This window comes from Flavonifractor sp. An4 (assembly GCF_002161755.1).
Classification (GTDB): domain Bacteria; phylum Bacillota; class Clostridia; order Oscillospirales; family Oscillospiraceae; genus Flavonifractor; species Flavonifractor avicola.
Window position 1 is genome coordinate 1 of the sequence record NZ_NFIL01000012.1, and the last position, 22,716, is coordinate 22,716.

Annotated in this window: 21 protein-coding genes; 8 read left to right on the forward strand and 13 right to left on the reverse strand. The window is 60.8% G+C overall.

Going from position 1 to position 22,716, the window contains the following annotated elements:
• Window positions 1-100: 100 nt before the first annotated feature.
• Genes B5F94_RS07050 through B5F94_RS07060 form a run of 3 tightly spaced genes read right to left on the reverse strand, consistent with a single transcriptional unit; the run spans window position 101 to window position 2,594 of the window.
• A complete protein-coding gene (locus tag B5F94_RS07050) occupies window positions 101-1,966 on the reverse strand; it encodes a heavy metal translocating P-type ATPase (RefSeq protein WP_087328968.1) in 1,866 nt (621 codons plus the stop codon).
• 33 nt (window positions 1,967-1,999) lie between these two features.
• Window positions 2,000-2,218: a cation transporter gene (locus B5F94_RS07055; protein WP_087328970.1), complete on the reverse strand. Its 219-nt coding sequence runs from the start codon at window positions 2,216-2,218 to the stop codon at window positions 2,000-2,002.
• 13 nt (window positions 2,219-2,231) lie between these two features.
• The gene (locus B5F94_RS07060) at window positions 2,232-2,594 is read right to left on the reverse strand and encodes an ArsR/SmtB family transcription factor (RefSeq protein WP_087266504.1); all 363 of its coding nucleotides are present in this window, start codon (window positions 2,592-2,594) and stop codon (window positions 2,232-2,234) included.
• Between the two features lie 164 nt (window positions 2,595-2,758).
• Between B5F94_RS07060 and B5F94_RS07065 the strand changes: the two genes are divergently transcribed.
• The gene (locus tag B5F94_RS07065; protein ID WP_087266502.1) at window positions 2,759-3,214 is read left to right on the forward strand and encodes a pyridoxamine 5'-phosphate oxidase family protein; all 456 of its coding nucleotides are present in this window, start codon (window positions 2,759-2,761) and stop codon (window positions 3,212-3,214) included.
• 48 nt (window positions 3,215-3,262) lie between these two features.
• Here the strand turns inward: B5F94_RS07065 and B5F94_RS07070 are convergent, their stop codons facing one another.
• The 7 genes from B5F94_RS07070 to pyrE all read right to left on the reverse strand — a co-directional run bounded on the left by B5F94_RS07070 (window position 3,263) and on the right by pyrE (window position 12,476).
• Entirely contained in the window at window positions 3,263-4,207 is a 945-nt protein-coding gene (locus B5F94_RS07070; RefSeq protein WP_087328972.1) for a 3-hydroxyacyl-CoA dehydrogenase, read from the reverse strand.
• A 189-nt stretch (window positions 4,208-4,396) separates the two neighbouring features.
• Window positions 4,397-7,222, reverse strand: a complete 2,826-nt coding sequence (uvrA, locus tag B5F94_RS07075; protein WP_087328974.1) for an excinuclease ABC subunit UvrA — start codon at window positions 7,220-7,222, stop codon at window positions 4,397-4,399.
• A gap of 29 nt (window positions 7,223-7,251) precedes the next feature.
• Complete coding sequence (locus B5F94_RS07080) at window positions 7,252-8,265, reverse strand: aldo/keto reductase (RefSeq protein WP_087328976.1); 1,014 nt, start codon at window positions 8,263-8,265, stop codon at window positions 7,252-7,254.
• Window positions 8,266-8,295: 30 nt separating this feature from the next.
• Window positions 8,296-9,048: a hypothetical protein gene (locus B5F94_RS07085; RefSeq protein WP_087328978.1), complete on the reverse strand. Its 753-nt coding sequence runs from the start codon at window positions 9,046-9,048 to the stop codon at window positions 8,296-8,298.
• A gap of 24 nt (window positions 9,049-9,072) precedes the next feature.
• On the reverse strand, window positions 9,073-11,034 hold the full coding sequence (uvrB, locus tag B5F94_RS07090) for an excinuclease ABC subunit UvrB (RefSeq protein ID WP_087328980.1): 1,962 nt from the start codon (window positions 11,032-11,034) through the stop codon (window positions 9,073-9,075).
• Between the two features lie 69 nt (window positions 11,035-11,103).
• On the reverse strand, window positions 11,104-11,778 hold the full coding sequence (gene radC / locus B5F94_RS07095; protein ID WP_087188023.1) for a JAB domain-containing protein: 675 nt from the start codon (window positions 11,776-11,778) through the stop codon (window positions 11,104-11,106).
• A gap of 23 nt (window positions 11,779-11,801) precedes the next feature.
• Window positions 11,802-12,476, reverse strand: coding sequence for an orotate phosphoribosyltransferase (gene pyrE / locus B5F94_RS07100; protein ID WP_087328982.1), 675 nt, complete (start codon window positions 12,474-12,476; stop codon window positions 11,802-11,804).
• A 167-nt stretch (window positions 12,477-12,643) separates the two neighbouring features.
• Between pyrE and B5F94_RS07105 the strand changes: the two genes are divergently transcribed.
• The 3 genes from B5F94_RS07105 (at window position 12,644) to B5F94_RS07115 (ending at window position 15,787) form a co-directional block, all read left to right on the forward strand.
• Window positions 12,644-13,135, forward strand: coding sequence for a COG2426 family protein (locus B5F94_RS07105; RefSeq protein ID WP_343212801.1), 492 nt, complete (start codon window positions 12,644-12,646; stop codon window positions 13,133-13,135).
• Window positions 13,136-13,181: 46 nt separating this feature from the next.
• A complete protein-coding gene (locus tag B5F94_RS07110; protein ID WP_087328985.1) occupies window positions 13,182-13,517 on the forward strand; it encodes a hypothetical protein in 336 nt (111 codons plus the stop codon).
• Between the two features lie 62 nt (window positions 13,518-13,579).
• Complete coding sequence (locus tag B5F94_RS07115) at window positions 13,580-15,787, forward strand: SF1B family DNA helicase RecD2 (RefSeq protein WP_087328987.1); 2,208 nt, start codon at window positions 13,580-13,582, stop codon at window positions 15,785-15,787.
• Window positions 15,788-15,837: 50 nt separating this feature from the next.
• Here the strand turns inward: B5F94_RS07115 and upp are convergent, their stop codons facing one another.
• Genes upp through tsaE form a run of 3 tightly spaced genes read right to left on the reverse strand, consistent with a single transcriptional unit; the run spans window position 15,838 to window position 17,613 of the window.
• Entirely contained in the window at window positions 15,838-16,467 is a 630-nt protein-coding gene (gene upp / locus B5F94_RS07120; RefSeq protein WP_087329068.1) for a uracil phosphoribosyltransferase, read from the reverse strand.
• A 10-nt stretch (window positions 16,468-16,477) separates the two neighbouring features.
• The gene (gene tsaB / locus B5F94_RS07125) at window positions 16,478-17,188 is read right to left on the reverse strand and encodes a tRNA (adenosine(37)-N6)-threonylcarbamoyltransferase complex dimerization subunit type 1 TsaB (protein ID WP_087328989.1); all 711 of its coding nucleotides are present in this window, start codon (window positions 17,186-17,188) and stop codon (window positions 16,478-16,480) included.
• A complete protein-coding gene (tsaE, locus tag B5F94_RS07130) occupies window positions 17,185-17,613 on the reverse strand; it encodes a tRNA (adenosine(37)-N6)-threonylcarbamoyltransferase complex ATPase subunit type 1 TsaE (RefSeq protein ID WP_087328991.1) in 429 nt (142 codons plus the stop codon). The genes tsaB and tsaE overlap by 4 nt, the downstream gene beginning before the upstream one ends.
• A gap of 130 nt (window positions 17,614-17,743) precedes the next feature.
• Between tsaE and B5F94_RS07135 the strand changes: the two genes are divergently transcribed.
• The 4 genes from B5F94_RS07135 (at window position 17,744) to lgt (ending at window position 22,622) form a co-directional block, all read left to right on the forward strand.
• Window positions 17,744-18,934 carry an FtsW/RodA/SpoVE family cell cycle protein gene (locus B5F94_RS07135; protein ID WP_087328993.1) on the forward strand — a complete coding sequence of 397 codons (1,191 nt, stop codon included), beginning with the start codon at window positions 17,744-17,746 and terminating at the stop codon, window positions 18,932-18,934.
• Between the two features lie 64 nt (window positions 18,935-18,998).
• Complete coding sequence (locus B5F94_RS07140; protein ID WP_087328995.1) at window positions 18,999-20,270, forward strand: EF-P 5-aminopentanol modification-associated protein YfmF; 1,272 nt, start codon at window positions 18,999-19,001, stop codon at window positions 20,268-20,270.
• 4 nt (window positions 20,271-20,274) lie between these two features.
• Window positions 20,275-21,555, forward strand: coding sequence for an EF-P 5-aminopentanol modification-associated protein YfmH (locus B5F94_RS07145; RefSeq protein ID WP_087328997.1), 1,281 nt, complete (start codon window positions 20,275-20,277; stop codon window positions 21,553-21,555).
• Window positions 21,555-22,622, forward strand: a complete 1,068-nt coding sequence (gene lgt / locus B5F94_RS07150; RefSeq protein ID WP_087328998.1) for a prolipoprotein diacylglyceryl transferase — start codon at window positions 21,555-21,557, stop codon at window positions 22,620-22,622. The genes B5F94_RS07145 and lgt overlap by 1 nt, the downstream gene beginning before the upstream one ends.
• Window positions 22,623-22,716: the final 94 nt, after the last annotated feature.

Below are 22,716 nucleotides of genomic sequence, written 5' to 3' on the forward strand. Positions count from 1 at the left end.
TAAAACGAAACCTGGCGTTAATTAACGCCAGGCCTCGCAAAGTTTTGAATTTCCATTCTGCCCAGGAATTATGGGACTTCGAACTCAATTCCTGTTGCACTTAGTTTGACAATTCACTCATCTTGGCGGTGCGCATGGCCCGCATGGCGTTGAGAATGGCGATAACAGAGACGCCAACATCTGCAAAGACGGCCTCCCACAGATTGGCCAGGCCCAGAGCACTGAGCACCAGCACCAGCAGTTTTACCCCCAGAGCAAACACGATGTTCTGACGGACAATAGCCAGAGTGCGGCGGGCGATGGCAATGGCCTGGGCCAGCTTGGAGGGCTTGTCATCCATGAGGACGATGTCTGCCGCCTCGATGGCAGCGTCGGAACCCAGGGCGCCCATGGCAATGCCCACATCCGCCCGGGAAAGGACGGGGGCGTCGTTGATGCCGTCTCCCACGAAGGCAAGGGCCCCCTTGGGGGATACCTCTTTCAGCAGTCCCTCTACCCGGTCTACCTTGTCAGTGGGGAGGAGCTGGGTGTGGACCTCATCCAGCCCCAGCTGGGCGGCTACCGCCTCGCCAACCTGCTTGGCATCGCCGGTGAGCATCACGGTTTTGTGCACCCCTGCCGCCTTCAGTGCGGCGATGGCCTGTTGGGCGTCCGGCTTTACCTGGTCGGAGATGACGATGTGCCCCAGATAGACCCCGTCGGCGGCCACATGGACCGTGGTGCCCACATGGTGGCAGGGGTGCCAGGTGACGCCGATCTCATCCATCAGTTTGTCGTTGCCGGCGCAGAGCACTTTGCCGTCCACCACAGCCTTGACGCCCCGGCCGGACAGCTCTTCCGCCTGAGTGACCCGGCTGCGGTCGGGCAGCTGGCCCCAGGCCTCCAGCAGAGAGCGGGAGATGGGGTGATCGGAGGAGGCCTCTGCCAGGGCGGCCAGCTCCAGTAGTTGGCTCTGGTCACAGTGATCGGGATGAATGGCAGTGACGTTAAAGACTCCTTGGGTCAGGGTGCCGGTCTTGTCAAAGACCACGATCTCCGTTTTGGCCAGCACCTCCAGGTAGTTGCCTCCTTTGACCAGAATACCGGCCCGGGAGGCCCCGCCGATGCCGCCGAAGAAGGAGAGCGGCACCGAGATCACCAGGGCGCAGGGGCAGGACACTACCAGGAAATTGAGCGCCCGCTGAATGGAATCCAGCCAGCTCACCTGGGTGAAGAGGGGAGGCAGGAGGGCCAGAGCCACGGCAGCCAGTACCACAATGGGGGTATAGTACCGGGCAAATCGGGTGATGAAGTGCTCGGCCTTGGCCTTTTTGCTGCTGGCGTTCTCCACCAGGTCCAGGATCTTGGATACGGTGGACTCCTCAAAAGCCTTGGTGACCTGAACCTTCAGCAGGCCGGACAGGTTGACACAGCCGGAGACCACATCGTCGCCGGGCTGGACCTGGCGGGGAAGGGACTCGCCGGTGAGGGCGGCGGTGTCCAGGGTGGAGGTTCCCTCCAACACCACGCCGTCCAGGGGAATCCGCTCCCCAGCCTTGATCACAATGGCGTCTCCCACAGATACTTCCTCCGGGTCCACCTGCTGCAGCTGGCCGTCCACCTCGATGTTGGCGTAGTCGGGGCGGATGTCCATCAGAGCCGCGATAGAGGTGCGGGACCGGTTGACCGCATAGCTCTGGAACCACTCTCCAACCTGATAGAACAGCATAACAAAGACGGCCTCCGGGTATTCGCCGATGGCAAGTGCGCCGATGGTGGCCAGGGCCATGAGGAAGTTCTCGTCAAATACCTGCCCGTGGGCGATGTTGCGCACCGCCCGCCACAGCACATCCCAGCCGATGACGGCGTAGGGGACCAGAAAGACCGCCAGTTCCGCCCAGCCGGACAGGGGAAGCAGTACAGCCCCAACAAACAGCACCCCGCTGGCCAGAATGCGGATGAGCATCCGCTTTTGCTTTTTGGTCATGATCCATCTCTCCTTTGCACACAGATGACAGGATCAGAACACAACGGTACAGTCGGGCTCCACCTTTTTGCAGACTTTGGCGGCCTGCTGGAGGATCTCGTCGAACCGGGCGTCGTCGGCGTCCAGGGTCAGTTTCTGGGTCATAAAGCTGACGGTGGCGCTGTTCACCCCGTCCAGCTTGCGAATGGCATCCTCCATCTTGGCGGCGCAGTTGGCGCAGTCCAGATCTCTCAGCTTGAATGACTTTCTCATCGTAAAACTCCTCTCATTCCGCAATGTGTTCCATGCCCTGGCCCAGAATGGTGCGGACATGGCCGTCCGCCAGGGAGTAAAACACGGTCTTGCCCTCCCGGCGGTATTTCACCAGTTTGCTCTGCTTCAAAGCCCGCAGCTGATGGGAGATGGCGGACTGGGTCATGCCCAGCAGCTTGGCGATGTCGCACACGCACATCTCCGACTCAAAAAGCACATACAGGATCTTGATGCGGGTAGAATCCCCAAAGATCTTAAACAGCTCTGCCAGATCGTAGAGGATCTCATCTTCCGGCATGGTGCGCTCCACTTTATCCACGATCTCCTGGTGGACGTGGCTGTAATCGCACCGTTCCACGCCGTTGCTGTCTGTCATGGCGACCATCCTTTCTAATAACATATGAGCTATTGTTCATATATTATTATATACTTGCTCGGCAGGATGTCAAGAGGGAATGGAAGTTTTTCTTGCGATGGGGCTCGGGCGGGGGTATGATGGGGGAGAGAACAGGCCCTTGGGGCCGGAAGGGACGGATAGATATGAAGCGAGATGATGGACGGGATGTGGGCCTGGAGGCCCTGGACCGGTGCGAATATATGGTGTTGGCGGTAAACGACGTTGAGGGGCTGCCCTATTGTATGCCGCTTAACGGCGTTCGGGTGGGGGAGGCGGTCTATTTTCACTCCAGGCTGGGGGGAGAAAAGCTGGACTGCCTGAGACTCCACCCCCAGGTCTGCCTGACGGCTGTAGGCCATCAGCGGGTGGTACAGGCGGCCTACGAGACGGAGTTCACCAGCGCCGTAGCCCGTGGGACCGCCCATGAGGTGACCGACCCGGAGGAGCAGAAGGCAGCTCTGCGGGCCATCTGCAAAAAATATGCCCCCGACTGCCCGGAACGGGTGGAGGAGGTCATTGAGAAGCACCTGCCCCGCACCGCGGTGTGGCGGATTGATTTGGAGCAGGTCAGTGGACGGGAACGACTTTGTAAGGAATGAAAAAAGGGGCGCCGCGAGATACGCGGCGCCCCTTTTGTGTACGAATGCTTATTTATACTTGTAGAATCCCTCACCGGCGTTGATGCCCAGCTTACCGGTGTCAATGTACTCTTCTTTCAGCCGCTTGGCCATTTTGCCGTAGGTGGTATTGGGGTCGGCGGCAGCAGGGTTGTTGGTGAGGATATTGTAGGCCGTGGTGATACCCACGATGTCCAGGATGCGGAAGGGGCCCATGGGGGCGCCGGTAGCCAGCACCCAGGTCTTGTCGATGGTCTCGAAGTCGGCGATATCCTCCGCCCACAGGCTCTGGGCTGCCATCAGGAAGGGGACCAGCATGGAGTTGAGCAGGTAGCCGTTTTTTTCCTTCTTCAGACGCAGGGGCACCATGCTGATATCCGCGGCAAACTGGGCAACTTCTTCGTAAGCGGCCGGGTCGGTGCCGGGGTGGCCCATGACCTCCGCGGTGTTCTGCTTCCAGATGTTGTTGGCAAAGTGGAGCGCCAGGTACTTCTCCGGCCGGCCGGTATACTGGGCCAGGGAAGAGGGGAGCAGGGTGGAGGTATTGGTGGCCAGGATGGTTTTTTCCGGCAGCAGAGGAGCCAGTTTCTGATAGAATTCGATCTTTTCCTGGGGAACCTCTGCCAGGGCCTCAATGACCAGGTCGGCGTCCTTCACCGCCCCGGCCAGGTCGGTGGTCAGGGTCAGGCCGGTCAAAGCTGCGTCCGCCTGGGCGATCAGCCCGTCGATCTCCTCCGGAGTGTAGGTGCGGCTGTTGTCCAGCAGACCGGGACTATAGGGGCCAGGGGTGGACTTGGCGGCAGTGAGTTCCGCCACATAGATGTCGTGAAGCCTCTGCAGCTTGGGCTGGGCCCGGCCGATGGAGGCATCGCTCCTCAGCCAGATGGTGACGTGAAAGCCTTTGTAGGCGGTCTGGTAGGCAATTTGACTGCCCAGCACGCCGCCGCCGATGAGAACCACATTCTGAATGCTCATTGCGCTGCCTCCTGTTAAAAAATTCACGTTTATATAATGAACTAAATAGTTTAGCTAATGATAGTATAATACAATAACGGTGTTTTGTCAACGCTGTTCCGCTCAAAAGGCAAAAAAACAGGCAAACTGACGCCTATAGCAGTGCGCCTGTTTTTTATTCATCACAATGGGCTGTCAGCTCTCCTGAGGTCACTCCAGCATCCGCTTCAGATACTGCCCGGTGTAGGAGGCGGGGCACTGGGCCACCGCCTCGGGGGTACCGGTCGCAACAATAGTACCGCCGCCGGAGCCGCCCTCGGGGCCCAGATCAATGACGTGGTCGGCAGTCTTGATCACGTCCAGATTGTGCTCGATGACCACCACGGTGTTGCCCGCGTCCACCAGCTTCTGAAGTACCTCGATCAGCTTATGCACGTCGGCGGTGTGAAGGCCGGTGGTGGGCTCATCCAGAATATAGATGGTCTTGCCGGTGGAGCGCTTGGCCAGCTCGGTGGCCAGCTTCACCCGCTGAGCCTCGCCGCCGGACAGCTCGGTGGAGGGCTGGCCCAGCTTTACATAGCTGAGACCAACCTCGTAGAGGGTCTGGAGCTTGTTGTACAGCCGGGGCAGATGCTCGAAGAAGGGGAGGGCCTCCTCCACCGTCATATCCAGCACCTCATAGATGTTCTTGCCTTTGTAGCGTACCTCCAGGGTTTCCCGGTTGTACCGCTTTCCCTTACATACCTCGCAGGGGACGTAGATATCGGGAAGGAAGTGCATCTCGATCTTGATAAGACCGTCGCCCTGGCAGGCCTCGCACCGTCCGCCCCGCACGTTGAAGGAGAACCGGCCGGGGCCGTAGCCTCTGGCCTTGGCGTCGGGGGTGGAGGCGAACAGGTCCCGGATGTCGTTGAAGAGGCCGGTGTAGGTGGCCGGATTGGACCGGGGGGTGCGGCCGATGGGGGACTGGTCGATGGCAATGATTTTGTCCAGATATTCCTCGCCTTCGATGGACTGGTGCTTGCCGGGGCGGGTTTTGGCCCGGTTCAGGTCGGCGGCCAGCCGCTTATAGAGGATCTCGTTGACCAGGGAGGATTTGCCGGAGCCGGACACGCCGGTGACACAGGTGAAGGTACCCAGAGGAATGGACACATCCACATTTTGCAGGTTGTTCTCCGCCGCGCCCTTGACCGTGAGGAAGTGGCCGTTACCGGTCCGCCGCTCCGCCGGAACGGGGATTTTCTTCCGGCCGGACAGGTAGTCACCGGTGATGGAGCCGGGGGTATTCATCACCTCTTCGGCGGTGCCGCAGGCCACCACCTGGCCGCCATGGACGCCTGCGCCGGGGCCAATATCCACGATATAGTCGGCCTGACGCATGGTATCCTCGTCGTGTTCCACCACAAGCAGGGTGTTGCCCAGGTCACGCAGGTGCTTGAGTGTGGCCAGCAGCTTGTCGTTGTCCCGCTGGTGCAGGCCGATGGAGGGCTCGTCCAGAATGTAGAGCACCCCCATCAGGGAGGAGCCGATCTGAGTGGCCAGGCGGATACGCTGGCTCTCACCGCCGGACAGAGTGGCGGCGGCCCGGCTCAGGGTCAGATATTGCAGGCCCACGCTCTGGAGGAAGCCCAACCGGTTCTTGATCTCCTTCAGGATGCGGTCGGCGATGAGCATTTTCTGATCGGAGAGCTCCAGGTGGTCCACAAAGTCTAGTGCTTCGGTCACGGACTTGCGGCAGAAGGTGTCGATGTTGATGCCCCCCACGGTGACAGCCAGAGCTTCCTTCCGCAGGCGCTTGCCGCCGCAGTCGGGGCAGGGGCGTTCGCCCATGCAGTCCTCCAGATCCCGGCGCATGGCGTCAGACTGGGTCTCCTTATAACGGCGTTCCAGGTTGTTGATGATGCCCTCAAAGGGCTGCATCAGAGTGCCGTGGCCGTTCTCCCGCTCATAGGTCAGCTTCAGCTTTTCCCCCCTGGTGCCGTAGAGGATGATATCCATGATCTCTGCCGGCAGGTCTTTGATAGGGGTGGTCAGCTTGAAGTTGTACTTCTTGGACAGAGCCTCAAAATACATCCGGGAGATGGAATCCCCCTTGATGTTGTTCCAGCCGGAGGCGGTGATGGCCCCCTCAAGGATGGACAGTTCTTTGTTGGGGATGATGAGGTCCGGGTCCACCTTCAGCTGAGAGCCCAGGCCGGTACAGGTGGGGCAGGCCCCAAAGGGGTTGTTGAAGGAGAACATACGGGGGGACAGCTCCTCGATGGAGATGCCGCAGTCCTCACAGGCGTAATTCTGGGAGAACATGATATCCCGGTCCTCGCCTACGATATTGATGACAACCAGGCCGCCGGCTAGGTTGGAGGCCACCTCCACCGAGTCGGTGAGCCGGCGGGCGATATCCTCTTTGATGACCAGCCGGTCCACCACGATCTCGATGTTGTGCTTCTTGTTCTTGTCCAGCTCGATCTCTTCCGTCAGGTCGTACAGGGAGCCGTCCACCCGGCAGCGGACGTAGCCCGACTTGCGGGCGTCCTCCAGCAGCTTCTGGTGGGTGCCCTTCTTACCGCGTACCACCGGGGCCATGACCTGAATGCGGGTGGCCTCGGGCAGCTCCAGCACCTGGTCAATGATCTGGTCGATGGTCTGCTGCTTAATCTCCTTGCCGCACTTGGGGCAGTGGGGGGTGCCTACCCGGGCCCACAGCAGACGGAGGTAGTCATAAATTTCGGTGACGGTGCCCACGGTGGACCGGGGGTTTTTGGAGGTGGTCTTCTGGTCAATGGAGATGGCGGGGGAGAGACCGTCGATGTAGTCCACGTCAGGCTTCTCCATCTGTCCCAGGAACATCCGGGCGTAGGAGGACAGGGACTCTACATAGCGTCGCTGTCCCTCGGCATAGATGGTGTCAAAGGCCAGAGAGGACTTGCCTGAGCCGGACAGGCCGGTGAGTACCACCAGCTTGTCACGGGGAATGTCCACATCAATGTTTTTCAAATTATTGGCGCGAGCGCCTTTGACGGAAATATGGTCGAGCATGGTTCAGGTACTCCTTTGGAAGGAAAAGATCAATAGCCGAACAGATCAGCCACCTTACCCAGCATATCACGGATGGGCAGGTTGTAGGGGCAGCGCTTCTCGCAGGCGCCGCACTGGACGCAGGAGCCGGCGTGGTACTGCATGGCGTCGTACCGGGCCTTGGCCCAGTCGGCCAGGCCGTATTTGCGGGCATAGTTGGCCATCAGGAAGCAGTTGGGGATACTGATGCCGTTGGGGCAGGGGGCGCAGTAGTTGCAGCGGCGGCAGAACTCGTTGCCAAGCTCCTTGCGGATGCGGTCGCACTCGGCCAGTTCCTCCTGGGTGAGGGGGGAGAAATGCCCGGCGGCCTCGGCGTTGCGGTCGGCCTCCTCAGGGGAACCCATGCCGGGAATGGCGATATCAATGACACCGGAAGCGGCGATGAACCGCAGGGCCAGGTTCCAGTCGTCCAGGTTGCCGCCGGCCATGGGCTTCATGGCAATGGTGCCGATATCCATCTCCTTGGCCTTCTTCAATACCTCATGGCCGTGGATCTCCACGATGTTGTAGGGGAACATGATGGTTTCGATCTTGTCGCCGTGGAGCTCGATCATCTTCTTCAACGCATCCACGTTGTGGGCGGTGACGCCCAGATGACCGATCTTGCCGGCGGCCTTGGCCTCCTTCAGTGCCTCCCAGGCACCGCCTTCGCCAAACACCTTGTCAATCTCAGCCTCGGGCAGGTTGTGGATCTGGTAGACGTCGATGTAGTCGGTGCGCAGGTTTTTCAGGCTGATGTCGATATCCTTGGCCATGGACTCCTTGTCCCGGGCCATGGACTTGGTAGCCAGGATGAACTTATCCCGGCGGCCCTCCAGGGCGGCGCCCAGATACTCTTCGGACACGGTGTAGCCTCGGGCGGTATCGATGTAGTTCATGCCGTACTGCTCCAGCTTGTCCACCACCGCCTTGGTATTGGCGGCGTCGGCACGCTGGATGGGAATGCCGCCGAAGGAAACCTGGGCGGCTTTAAGTCCAGTTTTACCAAGTGTGACGTAATTCATGACAAAAACCTCACTTTGTATGATGTTTGGTCAGTTAATGATAACGAGTCCCGCGATAAACAGGCCGAGGGAGAGAAGTGTAAATGCGATCCAGCTGAAGATACGGGAAAAAATCTCCCAGTCAGAGGGCTCGGCATACTCCGGGTTCCGGATGCGGAAGGATAGGTCCCACCGGAACAGGGTGTCGTCGAACTTGAGGAGCAGAGCGGCAATTCCAGCCGTCAAAAGCCCAAAGAACCAGTACATCAGGCTGCCCCGGTGGGCATCTGCTTTGGGCAGCTGGGAGAATCGGATGAGGGTGGACAGGCTGGGCTGGTGGGGGTCTACCACATTGCCGTCTGCGTCATGCTCAACCCCGTTGTAGGTCACATGGAAGAGGCTGCTGGACTCAGGTTTGCCGTCCTCCCGTATAAACAGAAACAGATCGTCGGCGTATCCGCCCCGAAAAAGAATGCTGTCCTCCTCCCGGATCTCTACACCGATCAGGTCCAGGTACTCCCACTCTCCGCCCGGGGCGGCAGTGGGATCTTTACGGACGGTATAAGGGCCATAGACCGTGTCCCCCCATCGGTAAGTGACGGTGTCCTTTTCTACAGTGAAGGAAGCGCTCTGGCCGTCCACTTTGGCGGAGTACACTGTGGCGCCGCGCTCGGAGTTGAGGAAGTAGAGGGCGTCCTGGTACTCCACGCCGTACCGGCGGCCAATAAAAAAATAGAGGGCGGAAAAAACAGCGGCAATGACGATCAAAACAATGGGCAGGATCTTTTTCAGCCGGTCGTACATGATAACAGCCCTCCTTGTAAGAGGTCACCCCTGGCCCCGCAGCTCGATGATACGGTCCCGGAGGATGGCGGCGTACTCGAATTCCAATCTCTTGGAAGCTTCTTTCATCTCCTTCTCCAGCTTGGCGATGGCGGCCTCCTTCTCCTTCTTGGACAGAGCCTTCTTGGAGTGGGGCAGCTCGCCTTTGTCCTCGGACAGGTCGATGACGTCCCGCACCGACTTGATGACAGTCTTGGGCACGATGCCGTGGGCCTGGTTGAAGGCGTCCTGCTTGGCACGGCGGCGCTCGGTCTCGTCCATGGCCCGGCGCATGGAGGGGGTGATGGAGTCGGCGTACATGACCACCAGACCCTGGGCGTTTCGGGCGGCACGGCCGATGGTCTGGATGAGGGAGGTCTCGGAGCGGAGGAAGCCCTCCTTGTCGGCGTCCAGAATGGCCACCAGAGAGACCTCCGGCAGGTCCAGACCTTCGCGCAGCAGGTTGATGCCCACCAGCACGTCGAAGGTGCCCAGCCGCAGGTCCCGGATGATCTCCATCCGCTCAATGGTGTCAATGTCGTGGTGCATATACCGCACCTTAATGCCGGCGTTGGTGAGATAGGCGGTGAGGTCCTCCGCCATCTTCTTGGTGAGAGTGGTGACCAGCACCCGTTCCTTGCGGGCGGTGCGGTCGTTGATCTCCCCAATGAGGTCGTCGATCTGGCCCTCCACCGGGCGCACCTCGATCTTGGGGTCCAGCAGGCCGGTGGGGCGGATGACCTGCTCCACAATCTGGCCGGAGCGTTCCCGCTCGTATTCGCCGGGGGTGGCGGACACATAGACCACCTGATTGAGGCGTTTCTGGAACTCCTCAAACTTCAGGGGCCGGTTGTCAAAGGCGCAGGGGAGACGGAAGCCGTAGTCCACCAGGGAGGTCTTTCGGGCACGGTCACCGTTGTACATGGCCCGCACCTGGGGGAGGGTCACGTGGCTCTCGTCGATGAAGAGGACAAAATCCTTGGGGAAGTAGTCCAGCAGGGTGTGGGGGGGGGACCCGGCGGGACGGCCCTCAATGACCCGGCTGTAGTTCTCGATACCGGTGCAGTAGCCCAGCTCCTGCATCATCTCCACGTCGTACATGGTGCGCTGCTTGATGCGCTGGGCCTCGATAAGCTTGCCCTCCCGCTCGAAGAAGGCCACACGCTCCTCCAATTCCTTATAGATCTCCTGGATGGCGGCGTCCATTTTCTCCTTGGGGGTGACGTAGTGGGTGGCAGGCCAGATGGGGATGGTGTTGAGCCGCCGGATGGGGGAGCCGGTGACCACGTTGATCTCGGAGATGCGGTCGATCTCATCTCCAAAAAACTCCACCCGGATGGCGGAGTCCTTCCAGTAGGCCGGGAAGATCTCTACTGTGTCTCCCCGGACCCGGAACATATTGCGCTCAAAGGCGATGTCGTTGCGCTCATAGCGGATGGCCACCAGCTTTTTCAGCAGCTCGTCCCGCTCCATCTGAGCGCCCACCCGGAGGGAGACCATCATTTTGGCGAAGTCCTCCGGCTCGCCCAGGCCGTAGATACAGGACACCGAGGACACCACGATCACGTCCCGCCGCTCCATCAGAGAGGCTGTGGCCGCCAGCCGCAGCCGGTCAATCTCCTCGTTCACCGCAGAGTCCTTTTCAATAAAGGTATCGGTATGGGGGATATAGGCCTCGGGCTGGTAGTAGTCGTAGTAGGACACGAAATACTCCACCGCGTTGTTGGGGAAGAACTCCTTGAACTCGGCGCACAGCTGGGCGGCCAGGGTCTTGTTGTGGGCCAGCACCAGGGTGGGCCGCTGGACCGCCTCGATGACCTTGGCCATGGTGAAGGTCTTGCCCGAACCGGTGACGCCCAGCAGGGTTTGCTCATCCAACCCGTTTTCGATGCCTGCCGCCAGGGCGGCAATGGCCTCGGGCTGATCGCCTGCCGGCTGATATTCGCTGACCACTTCAAATTTAGGCATACCATCACCTCTCAGACACATTGTATCAGAACATCAGTTCCATTGCAACGATGAATCGAAAGAATGTTCTTATGGCCGGTAGAAGCCGCTGTCCCGGAGGGACACCATATCGTCGTCCACGAAAATCAGGTGGTCCACCAACTCCACACCCATCCGGGCCAGGAAGGGGGCCAGACTTTCGGTGGTGGCGATATCGTCGCCGGAGGGGAAGGCGATCCCGGAGACGTGATTATGAGCCAGCACCACCGCCGCGGCATTGAGGGAGAGGGCGGCCTCGGCGATGAGCCGGGTGGTAATGTTGACGGCGTTTACATTGCCCTCGCCCAGTTTACGGATACCCAGCACCTTGCCCTTACCGTCCATGCACAGCAGGCAGAGCTGTTCGTTGCGGGCGCCGAAGAAGTAGGGCTGGAGCAGGGCAAAATAGTCTCTGGTGTTCCGGGCAATGTCGTCCATCTGGGTGCGGGCGGTGAGATAGCGGCCGGACAATTCCTTGGCGGCTTTGAACAGAACGGCGGCGTGTTCGCCCACGCCTTTGACCTTTTGCAGCTCCTCCGGTGTTGCGTCCAGTACCCCAGCCAGAGAGCCGAAATGATTCAGAAGCTCATGGGCCAGGGGATTGGTATCGCTGCGGGGATTGGCGTAGAACAGGAGCAATTCCAGCAGCTTGTGGTCGGGAAAGGAGTCCGGCCGGGCCAGAAATTCAGTTTTTAACCGCTGACGGTGGCCGTCGTGGGTGCCCATGACCGGACTCCTCCTTTATATGTTTAGGCCTTGGCGCCGTACTGAGCCAGATAGGCTTCCATTTTGCTCTTCATCTCGTCGTCAATGTAGACCTTGCCGTCGATCTCCTTATTGTGGAGGAAGGAAATGATCTCCTTGACGGTGACGATGGGGTAGACGGCGATGCCGTAGTCCTCCCGCAGCTCGTCCAGGGTAGAGCAGTCCTTGGTGCCACGCTCCATGCGGTCCACGGACACGATGAGGGCCTTCATGTTCACGTTGGCCACGTGCTTGAAGAGCTCAATGGTCTCACGCACGGCGGTACCGGCGGTAACCACGTCCTCCACGATGACCACGTCGTCTCCGTCCTGAGGCTTGTAGCCCACCAGGTCGCCGCCCTCGCCATGGTCCTTGGCTTCCTTACGGTTGAAGCAGTAGGGCAGGTCCCGCTCATAGTTGCGGTACAGGGAGGCAGCGGCGGTGACAGCCAGAGGGATGCCCTTGTAGGCGGGGCCAAACAGGCAGGTCACGCCCTCGGGCAGGTTCTCCTGGATGCAGGCGGCGTAATAGTCGCCCAGCTTGGCGGCCTGAGCGCCGGTCTTGTAGTTGCCGGTGTTGATGAAGTAGGGGGTCTTACGGCCGGACTTGGTGGTGAAGTCGCCGAAGGTGAGCACGCCGGAGCGCACCATGAAGGTGATAAATTCTTCTTTGTAGGTCATGTGAAAAACCTCTCTTCTCAAAATAGTCAAAATATTATACCACTGATGAAGGAACTGGACAAGGGCTTGCGCCGTCCAAAGAAAAGATGTCTTTAGGAAATTTTAATTGTTCTTTTTCCCGCCAATATGATACAATACAGAAACTGACGCAAGCGAGGTGTTCTCTTTTGGAATTGCTGCAATGGCTGACGTCCACCAATCTGGGCGAAATGTTTTTTACCATGCTGGTGTCCATGGTGCCTATCATTGAGCTGCGGGGCGGCGTGCCCTTCGGTACCGCTCTGGGCCTGCCTCCGGGACAGGCGCTGGTGGCCTCGATTATTGGCAATATGATCCCCATCCCCTTTATTATCGTTTATATCCGGCGGATTTTTCTATGGATGCGCCGGAAATCCCCCAAGCTCAATTCCCTGGTGGACAAGCTGGAAAAAAAGGCCCACCTGAAGGGGCAGAAGGTGACCAAATATAAATATATCGGTCTGTGGATATTTGTGGCTATCCCCCTGCCGGGCACCGGCGCCTGGACCGGCGCCCTGGCGGCCGCCTTCCTGGATATGCCTTTGCGGAAAGCGCTGCCCTCCATTTTCCTGGGTGTGGTCACCGCCGGGCTGATCATGACCTTTGCCACCGGCATTGTGGTCTCCACCGTAGGGAGCTGAGTCCCTTCTTCCGCCCCGTGCATAGGATGGGGCGGAGGTGAAGGGTTTGGACGGAATCTTACAGGCTGTATTGGCCCTGCTGGCGGCCATCGGCCTTCTGGCCCTGGGCTGGGTGCTGTTTGGATGGCTGCTTGCTCCGGCGGAAGGGGACGGCCCGGTCTACGCCGTAGTCCCGGCGGCGGGGGAGGGCGCTCATCTGGAGCAGGACGTAAAGCGGCTGCTGTGGCTGCGGGGACGGCAGAAAAAGGGGTTTACCATCGTGATCGCCGACGGCGGACTGGACCCGGCGGGAAAGGCGGTGGCTGCCGCCCTGCTCACCGGCGCCACTGGCGTGGTGGTCTGTCCTGCCGGGCGGCTGAGCGAGTACATCACAGAGAAATAGCATTCGACAAATCCGCCTGCGGATGGTATCATATTCTCCAAGCGACACAAGGAGGGGCAGCCATGCAGGAGGAGTCACAGGATTATATGCAGGGCACCGTGTCGGCTGTCATCTACCAGAATGAGGAGAACGGCTACACGGTGCTTCGTCTTGACGTCGGGGATGGTGCTCTGGTCACAGTGGTGGGCTGTATGCCGGGGGTGGCCCCTGGAGAGAGTATCTCGGTCCAGGGCAGTTGGACCCGCCACGCCTCCTACGGCGAGCAGTTCAAGGCTGAGACAGTGGAGCGGCGTCTGCCCGCCGGGGCCAAGGCCATCTTCGACTACCTGTCCTCAGGTGCGGTGCGGGGCATCGGCGCCGCCACCGCACGGCGGATGATCGAGGAGTTCGGGGAGGACGCCCTTACCGTGCTGGAGGAGCACCCGGAGCAGCTTACCCGCATCAAGGGTATCACCCGCAAGAAGGCTCTGACCATCGGGGAACACTTCCGGCTCCAGATGGGGATGCGGCGGCTGCTGGCCTTTCTGGGGGAGCATGAGGTGCCCCTCCAGCTGGCCATGCCCCTGTACCGCCGGTACGGAGACCGGGCTCTGGAGGTCATCCGGGGCAACCCCTATCTGATGGTGGACGAGGAGTTGGGGGTGGACTTCTCCACCGCCGACGCCCTGGCCCTGTCCATGGGCATGGAGGGGGACGATCCCCAGCGCATCGAGGCGGCTCTCCTGTTTGAGCTGACCTACAATCTGGACAACGGCCACGCCTTCCTGCCCCGGCGCAAGCTGCTGATGGCCACCGGCCAGCTCATCGGCGTGGAGGGGGAGAGCCTGGAGGACGCCCTGGAGACCCTGCTGGAGCGGGGCGAGGTGATCCAGGAGCCGGTGGCAGGGGAGGAGGCTGTCTACCTCCAGGCCCTGTGCGAGGCCGAGCAGTATGTGGCCTGGCGGCTCACAGAGATGTCCCGGGGTGAGCTCACCGCCCCCCACGGCCTGGATGAACTCATCGACCGTATCCAGGACGGCCAGGGCATCGTGTACGCCCCCCAGCAGCGGGAGGCGGTGGCCCTGGCGGCTACAAGCCAGGTGATGCTCCTCACCGGCGGTCCCGGTACCGGCAAGACCACCTCTCTGCGGGGTGTGCTGGCCCTCTTTGACCAACTGGGGCTGGAGACTGCCCTGGCTGCCCCCACCGGCCGGGCCGCCAAGCGGCTGGGAGAGCTGTGCAGGGCGGAAGGATACACCATCCACCGGCTGCTGGAGACCCAGTACGACCCCCGCTCCGGCAAGCTGATCTTTGCCCACGACGAGAGCGATCCCCTGAAGGCGGACGCCGTCATCGTGGACGAGACTTCCATGGTGGACATTGTGCTGATGCAGGGGTTGCTGGCCGCCCTGCGGGACGACTGCCGCCTGATCCTGGTGGGGGACCCGGATCAGCTGCCCAGCGTGGGCCCCGGCAACCTGTTTTCCGATCTCATCCGCAGCGGCGCTATCCCCATGGTGCGGCTCACCGAGATTTTCCGGCAGGCCGCCGAGAGCGCCATCGTCCGCAACGCCCACAGGGTCAACCGGGGCCAGCTGCCCGACCTGAAGGACCGGGAGCACGACTTTTTCTTCCTGCGCCGGAAGGACCCGGCCCGGGCCGCCGAGACCATCGTGGAGCTGATCCAGACCCGGCTGCCCAACAATATGGGCATTCCCGCCGACCAGATCCAGGTGCTGTCACCCACCCGCAAGCGGGTCACCGGCACTGCCTCCCTCAACCGGGCCATTCAGGAGGCGGTGAATCCCCCCACGGCCGACAAGCCGGAGAAGCGGTTCGGGGAGTATGTGTTCCGACAGGGCGATCGGGTCATGCAGGTACGCAACAACTACGATGTGATCTGGCACGACGGTTCCGACAGCGGTATGGGCATTTTTAACGGAGATATCGGCACCATTACCCGGGTGGACAACCGGGAAGGCACCCTCACCGTGGATTTTGAGGGCAGGGTGGTGGAGTACACCCAGGATATGCTGGTGGAGCTGGAGCCCGCCTATGCCATTACCATACACAAGGCCCAGGGCAGCGAGTACCGGGCGGTGATCCTGGCGGTGAGCGAGGGGGCCCCCATGCTGCTCACCCGGGGAGTGCTGTACACCGCCATCACCCGGGCCCGGGAACTGCTCATCCTGGTGGGGGATGAGGAAGTGGTGGCCACCATGACCGCCAACGATCGCCAGCAGCGGCGGTATTCCGGCCTGCGGTGGCGGCTGGTGCAGATGAAAGAATAATAAAAAAGGTCCTCTTCCCAGTGGGGAAGAGGACCTTTTTGCAATATAATTTACTTGGTGCCGAAGATGCGGTCGCCGGCATCGCCCAGACCGGGAACGATATAGCCGTGCTCGTTCAACTTCTCATCCAGAGCGGCGCAGTAGATGTCCACGTCGGGATGATCGTGATGGACCCGCTCGATTCCCTCGGGGGCGGCGATGATGTTCATCAGCTTAATGTGCTTGACCTCGTAGTTCTTGATGAACTGGATGGCAGCGGAGGCGGAGCCGCCGGTGGCCAGCATGGGATCCAGGATGATGACCTCGCGCTCGGCGATGTCGTTGGGCATCTTGCAGTAATACTCCACAGGCTCCAGAGTATCAGGGTCACGGTACAGACCGATGTGGCCCACCTTGGCGGAGGGGATCAGGGTCAGGATGCCGTCCACCATACCCAGGCCGGCCCGCAGAACGGGAACGATGGCCAGCTTCTTGCCGGCGATGGTCTTGAACTTGCCGGTGGTGATGGGGGTCTTGATCTCTACCTCCTCCATGGGCAGGTCGCGGGTGGCCTCATAGCACATGAGGGTGGCGATCTCAGAGACGACCTGACGGAAGTCCTTGACGCCGGTGGTCTCATCCCGGAGGATAGACAGCTTGTGCTGCAGGAGAGGGTGATCGAGAATGTGTACTTTTTCCATATCCATGGCGCTATTCCCCTTTGTTTTGTTCTTTTGCCAGCCGCTCCCGTTCAGCCTGGGAGAGCCGGTGATAGTTGGGTGCCAGACCCGCCGCATCGGTCAGCAGGCCCTGTCGGGCAAGCTCCAGACCGCACCGGGCCACGCCCCACGCGCTCTGGAATTGCAGATGGGGGGGCGCCAGGCGGACGTCCAGCCCCAGCCCTTTGAGGGTAGTATAGCATAAAACCGCGCCGTCTCCAACCAGTAATTGCGTTTTTCCGCTGTTTTTTAATTCCGCCCCCAGCTCCTCCAGGGAAATGGCACGGTCGGGAGTCAGGCGCTCCAGCGTTTCACCGTTACTGGCAAAGCGGGCGTTGTACACCTGATGCCGCCGGGCGTCCATGACGGCGCAGATCTCCAGCCCGGTGTGGGCCAGGTTCCAGGCCATGGATTCCAGGGTGGAGCAGGCGGCGCAGGGCTTGCTGCCTGGCCAGGCCAGGCCCTTGGCGGCGGCTACGCCGATGCGCAGGCCGGTAAAGGAGCCGGGGCCCGCCGCTACGGCGATGACGTCCACATCCTCCAGAGTAAGGCCGCACCCGGAGAGCAGGGAAGTGGTCATGGGCATCAGGGTGACCGAATGGGTCAGGCCGTTGTTCTGATAGGATTGGGCAATGAGCTTTTCATCCTCGCACAGCGCCGCCGAGCAGGCGGTGGCGGAGGATTCCAGAGCCAGTATTTTCATGGTTGGGGACCTCCCGTAATGGTGATGATGCGCTGGTCGTCGTGCTCGCCCCGGCGGATGTCCACCCGGATGGTGTCCTCCTCCAGCGCGTCGGCGATGTTTTCGCTCCACTCCACAGCACACACGCCGCCCCGGTTCAGGTAGTCCTCCCAGCCAATGTCGAAGAGCTCGTCTGAAGAGCCCAGCCGGTACATATCAAAGTGGAACAGGGGCAGACGCCCGCCCTCGTACTCATTGACAATGGTAAAGGTGGGGCTGGTCACCCGCTCCTCCACCCCCAGGCCGCGGGCAAGACCTCGGGTAAAGGCGGTCTTGCCCGCCCCCAGATCGCCGGTAAAGGCGATGATGCTCCCCGGATTCAGCCGGGCGGCCAGAGCAGCGGCTGCGGCCTCGGTCTCAGCAGGGGAGTTGGTTATAATTTCCATATAGCACCTCTTCAAAATGTGAAGATTCTGACAAGATTATAACACACCTGTTTACCAAACGCAAAAAAGATGGTAAACTAATTTGACGTACGTCCGAACCCGCGGACGAAATAGGTAAGGAGGCGAGCCGGTGTCCTGGCTGAGAGATTCCTTTCGTTCCTTCTGGCAGCAGGGCGACCGGCTGCTGCTGACCCTGTGCCTGCTGGCCAGTGGGTATGGTCTGGTGCTCATCTTCAGCGCCACCCGCTACCTGGGCGAGGCGGACGCCATGCGCTGCATGATCGTGCAGGCCGTGGCGATTGTTATGGGTGTTGTGATCTATATGCTCATGTCCTCGGTGGACATCGAGCTGTTCGTGGATAAATCCTGGAAGTGGCTGCTGCTCTTTAACGTGGTCATCAACGCGCTGGTCCGCACCCCTCTGGGTGTGGAGGTCAACGGCAACCGCAGCTGGCTTCACATTCCTGGGTTTCCCGTCAACCTTCAGCCCGCCGAGCTGGCCAAGCTGACCTTTGTGCTGCTGCTGGCCTGGCAGATGAGCCGGCTGCGGGACAAGGGCATCAGCAAGCCCTCCTCGGTGTTCCAGATCGCGGGGCACACCCTGTTTATGTTCGGGGTGGTGGCGGTGACCTCCGGCGACTTCGGCATGGGCCTGACTTATCTGATCATTTTTGTCATTATGGCCTGGTGCGCCGGGGTCAAGAAGCGCTGGTTTCTGCTGGCCGTAGTGGTATGCGTGGTGGGCGTGGTGCTGATTTGGCCCCACGTCAAGGATATGTATTATATGAAGCGGTTCACCGTGGTCATCGACCACATTTTGGGCAACCCCGATACCATTTGGGAGCAGACCCAGGGAAAAGGGTGGCAGCAGAGCCGCAGCATCCTGGCCATCGGCAGCGGCGGCCTCACCGGCATGGGTTACCTCCAGGGTATCCAGACCCAGAGTCAGTACAAGCAGTCTCTGCCCGCCCGGGAGACCGACGAGATCTTCGCCGTCTGCGGCGAGGAGTTTGGCCTGATCGGCTGTCTGCTGCTGCTGATTTTGCTGGCAGCCATCATCCTGCGGTGTGTGTGGGTGGCCCGCCGGGCCTGCTCTCCCCAGAGCGCCTTTATTGCCATGGGCTACGCCGGTATGCTGCTGGCTCAGGTGGGCGTCAATGTGGGGATGTGCCTCTATGTATTCCCGGTGGTAGGCCTGACCCTGCCCTTTATCAGCTATGGCGGCTCCTCCATCGTCACCATGTATGCCGCCATGGGCGTGGTTTCCAGCATCAAAATGCGCTCTTTGCCCAGCTGGCTGCGGGACCGCAGCAGGCTGTAGATGGATAGAGCCTGTCCAATGGGGCAGGCTATGGAGGTAAACAAGAAAGGACGGTTCTTAGCACATGAAGGTCACAAGGATCGAATTGCAGCCCGGCGTCTGGCTGACGGCGGTACAGACCAAAAAATTCAAATCCAGCGTATTGGGGGCCCAGTTTCTCACCCCGCTGACGGCGGAAAAGGCCTCTCTCAATGCCCTGGTTCCCATGGTGCTCCGCCGGGGAACGGCGGCTCATCCTGATATGGAATCTCTGTCTGCTGCCCTGGACGAGCTGTACGGCGGTTCTCTGGAGCCCATGGTGCGGAAGAAGGGCGAGACCCAGTGCGTGGGCTTTGTGGGCAGCTTTCTGGATGACGCCTACACCCTGAACAAGGAGCAGGTGCTGGAGCCGGCCGCCGCCCTGCTGGCGGAGCTGATCGGCGCCCCCTATACCCAGGACGGGGCCTTCTGCCCCGACTATACCGGCCAGGAGAAGGCCAATCTGGCCGACCGCATCAAGGCCCAGGTCAATGATAAGCGGCAGTACGCCCAGATCCGGGTGGTGGCCGAGATGTGCGCCGGGGAGAGCTTCGGCGTGGATAAGCTGGGCGGCCTGGAGGCGGTGGAGGCCATCACTCCCCAGTCGCTTTGGGCGGGCTATCAGGCCCTGCTGAAGGAGGCCCGGGTGGAACTCTACTACTGCGGCTCGGCGGACGCCCAGCGGGTACAGGCGGCCTTCGGGCCTCTGCTGGCGGTGCTGCCGGAGGGGGAGCGGGCCGGTCTGGTCCGCCCCGCCAAGGGAAAGGCGCCCAAGCAGGCCAAACGGGTAGAGGAATCCCTGGATGTGACCCAGGGCAAGCTGGCCATGGGCTTCCGTACCAACTGCGACGCCTGGGACCAGAACTATCCGGCCCTCACCCTGGTCAACGCCATCTATGGCGGCACCACTACCTCCAAGCTGTTTATGAACGTGCGGGAGAAGCTGAGCCTGTGCTACTACGCCAGCTCCGGCCTGATGAAATACAAGGACGTGATGCTGGTCTCCTCCGGCGTGGAGTTTGACAAGGTGGGCCAGGCGGAGGCCGAGATCCTCTCCCAGCTCTACAAGTGCCAGACCGGGGACTTCTCCGACGATGAGCTGGAGTGGGCCCGCCGGTCGGTGGTGAGCACCCTGCGCACCACCCTGGACACCCAGGCCCGGCTGGAGGACTACTGGCTGGGCCAGTCCGCAGCCGGTCTCACCGACGGCCCCGACGACATGGCCGCCCGGGTGGAGGCCGTTACACGGGACCAGGTGGTGGAGGCTGCCCAGGATCTGACCCTGGACACCGTATATTTCCTGAAAGGCAGGGAGTGATTCTATGGTAAGCAAGCAGTACCCCCGTCTGGGGGAGACCGTATTTCATGAGATTCTGGAGAACGGACTCCACATCTATGTGGACCGCCGCCGGGACTTCCAGAAGAGCTACGCTTTCTTTGCCACCAACTACGGCGGCATGGATATGCGCTTTTTCCAGGACGGCCGGTGGAAGGATACCCCGGCGGGGGTGGCCCACTTCCTGGAACACAAAATGTTTGATACCGAGGACGGCAACGCCCTCCAGGATCTGGCGGCCAACGGAGCCTCTCCCAACGCATTCACAAGCTCTGCCATCACCGGCTATTACTTTGAGAGCACCGAGAAGTTCTTCGACAACCTGAAGATCCTGCTCTCCTTTGTGTCCATCCCTTACTTTACCCAGGAGAGCGTGGACAAGGAGCAGGGCATCATCGGTCAGGAGATCCGCATGGTGGAGGACGACCCGGAGAACCAGGTGTTCTACGCCCTGATGGAGTGCCTGTACGATCACCATCCCATCCGGGTGCCCATTGCCGGTACCCAGGAGTCCATCTCCCACATTACCGCCGGTACCCTCTATGCCTGCCACAAGGCCTTCTATAACCCGGCTAACATGGTGCTCACCGTGGCGGGCGACGTGGACCCGGAGCAGGTGTGCGCCATTGCCAAGGAGATCCTGCCCAAGGATTCTCTGGGCCAGATGGAGCGGGACTACGGCGGGGAGGAGGCCCCCAACGCCGCGGCCTCCGAAAAGGAACTGACCATGGAGGTGTCCACCCCCATCTTCATGCTGGGCTTCAAGTGCGATCCCGCCCAGAAGGGCGAAGAGTGGATGCGTCGGGAGCTGGCGGGCGAGCTGGCCTGCGAGGCTCTGCTGGGCAACTCCACACCCCTGTACGCCAAGCTGTACAGCCAGGGGCTCATCAACAAGAATTTCAGCTACGGCTTTGAGCTCTATCCCGGCTGCGCCATGATGGTGGCCGGCGGCGAGAGCCGGGACCCCAAGAAGGTGCGGGACGCGGTGCTGGCCGAAGGGGAGCGTCTGGCTCGGGAAGGCATTGACCCCGGCCTGTTCCAGCGGCTGAAGAAGGGGGTCTACGGCGCCAAGGTCCGGGGCCTCAACTCCTTTGAGTTTACCTGCATCTCCATGGCCCAGTCCCACTTTACCGGGGTGGACTACTTCAAGTTCCCGGAGATTTTCGACTCCATCGACCAGGCCTGCGTGGAGGACTGCATCCACAGCTGGGTGACCGCTGAGCGGTGCGGTCTGGCCGTGGTGCGCCCGGGGGAGGGTGAGGCGTAATGGGTACCGTATCCTTTCCCGGCCTGGGGCTGGAGCTGACCATGAACCCCATTGCCTTCCGGGTCTTTGGATGGCCCGTCCACTGGTACGGCATGATCATCGCCGCCGGCTTCCTGCTGGCGGTGGTGTATTGCTCCCGGAAGGCGCCTCAGTTCGGTATCCGCCAGGACGATATCATCGATATGCTCTTTTTTGCCGTGCCCCTGTCCATCATCGGGGCCCGGCTGTACTACATCATTTTCTACCTGGATCTGTACCGCAGACCGGACGGCTCCCTGGACTTTGGGGCCATGGTAAGCATCTGGGACGGCGGCCTGGCCATCTACGGCGGCGTCATTGCCGCGGTCATTACCCTGCTGGTGTTCTGCAAGGTGCGGAAGATCAAATTCCTGGCCTTTGCCGACCTGGGCGCCTACGGAATGCTCATCGGCCAGCTGGTAGGCCGGTGGGGCAACTTTGTCAACATCGAGGCCTACGGCGGTCCTACCGATCTGCCCTGGCGCATGGGTATCTACGAGTATGTGAACGGATCTCTGCAATATGTGGAGGTCCATCCCACCTTCCTCTACGAGTCCCTGTGGAACCTGGTGGGGCTGGTGCTGCTCATCATCATTGCCAAGAAGTGGCGGAAATTCGACGGCCAGAACTTCCTGTGCTATTTCGCCTGGTACGGGGTGGGCCGGGGCTTTATTGAAGGCCTGCGTACCGACAGCCTGTACTTCTTCAACACCTCCATCCGGGTGTCCCAGGTGTTCGGCTTCGCCACTGCCGCCGTCGCCATCGTGGCGCTGATTTACCTGCTGGCCTTCCGCAAGCATGACCCGGCCAAGCTGTGGGTCAACCAGATGAAGGCCCATCCCAGGCTGGTGGCTCTGGTCTACCCTGAGGGACAGGGCGGAAAGTGGCTGGCCAGCCAGAAAAAGCGCCTGGAGCAGGATTTTGCCAAGATCGAGGAGTATGCGCTCCCCGCGGGCGCAACCGCCGAGGACAAGGCGGAGATGATCTCCGCCCTGAAGGCACGGACCGACCTGAAAGAGGTTCTGGTGATGGAAGAAAAGAAGAAATAAGTACGTTTTGCTTTAGCGCCTGCCGCGTTTGCGGCAGGCGCTTTTTTGTGGTCATAAAGGGGGACGGGCCCTCATAGGTATGTTGCAGACACCA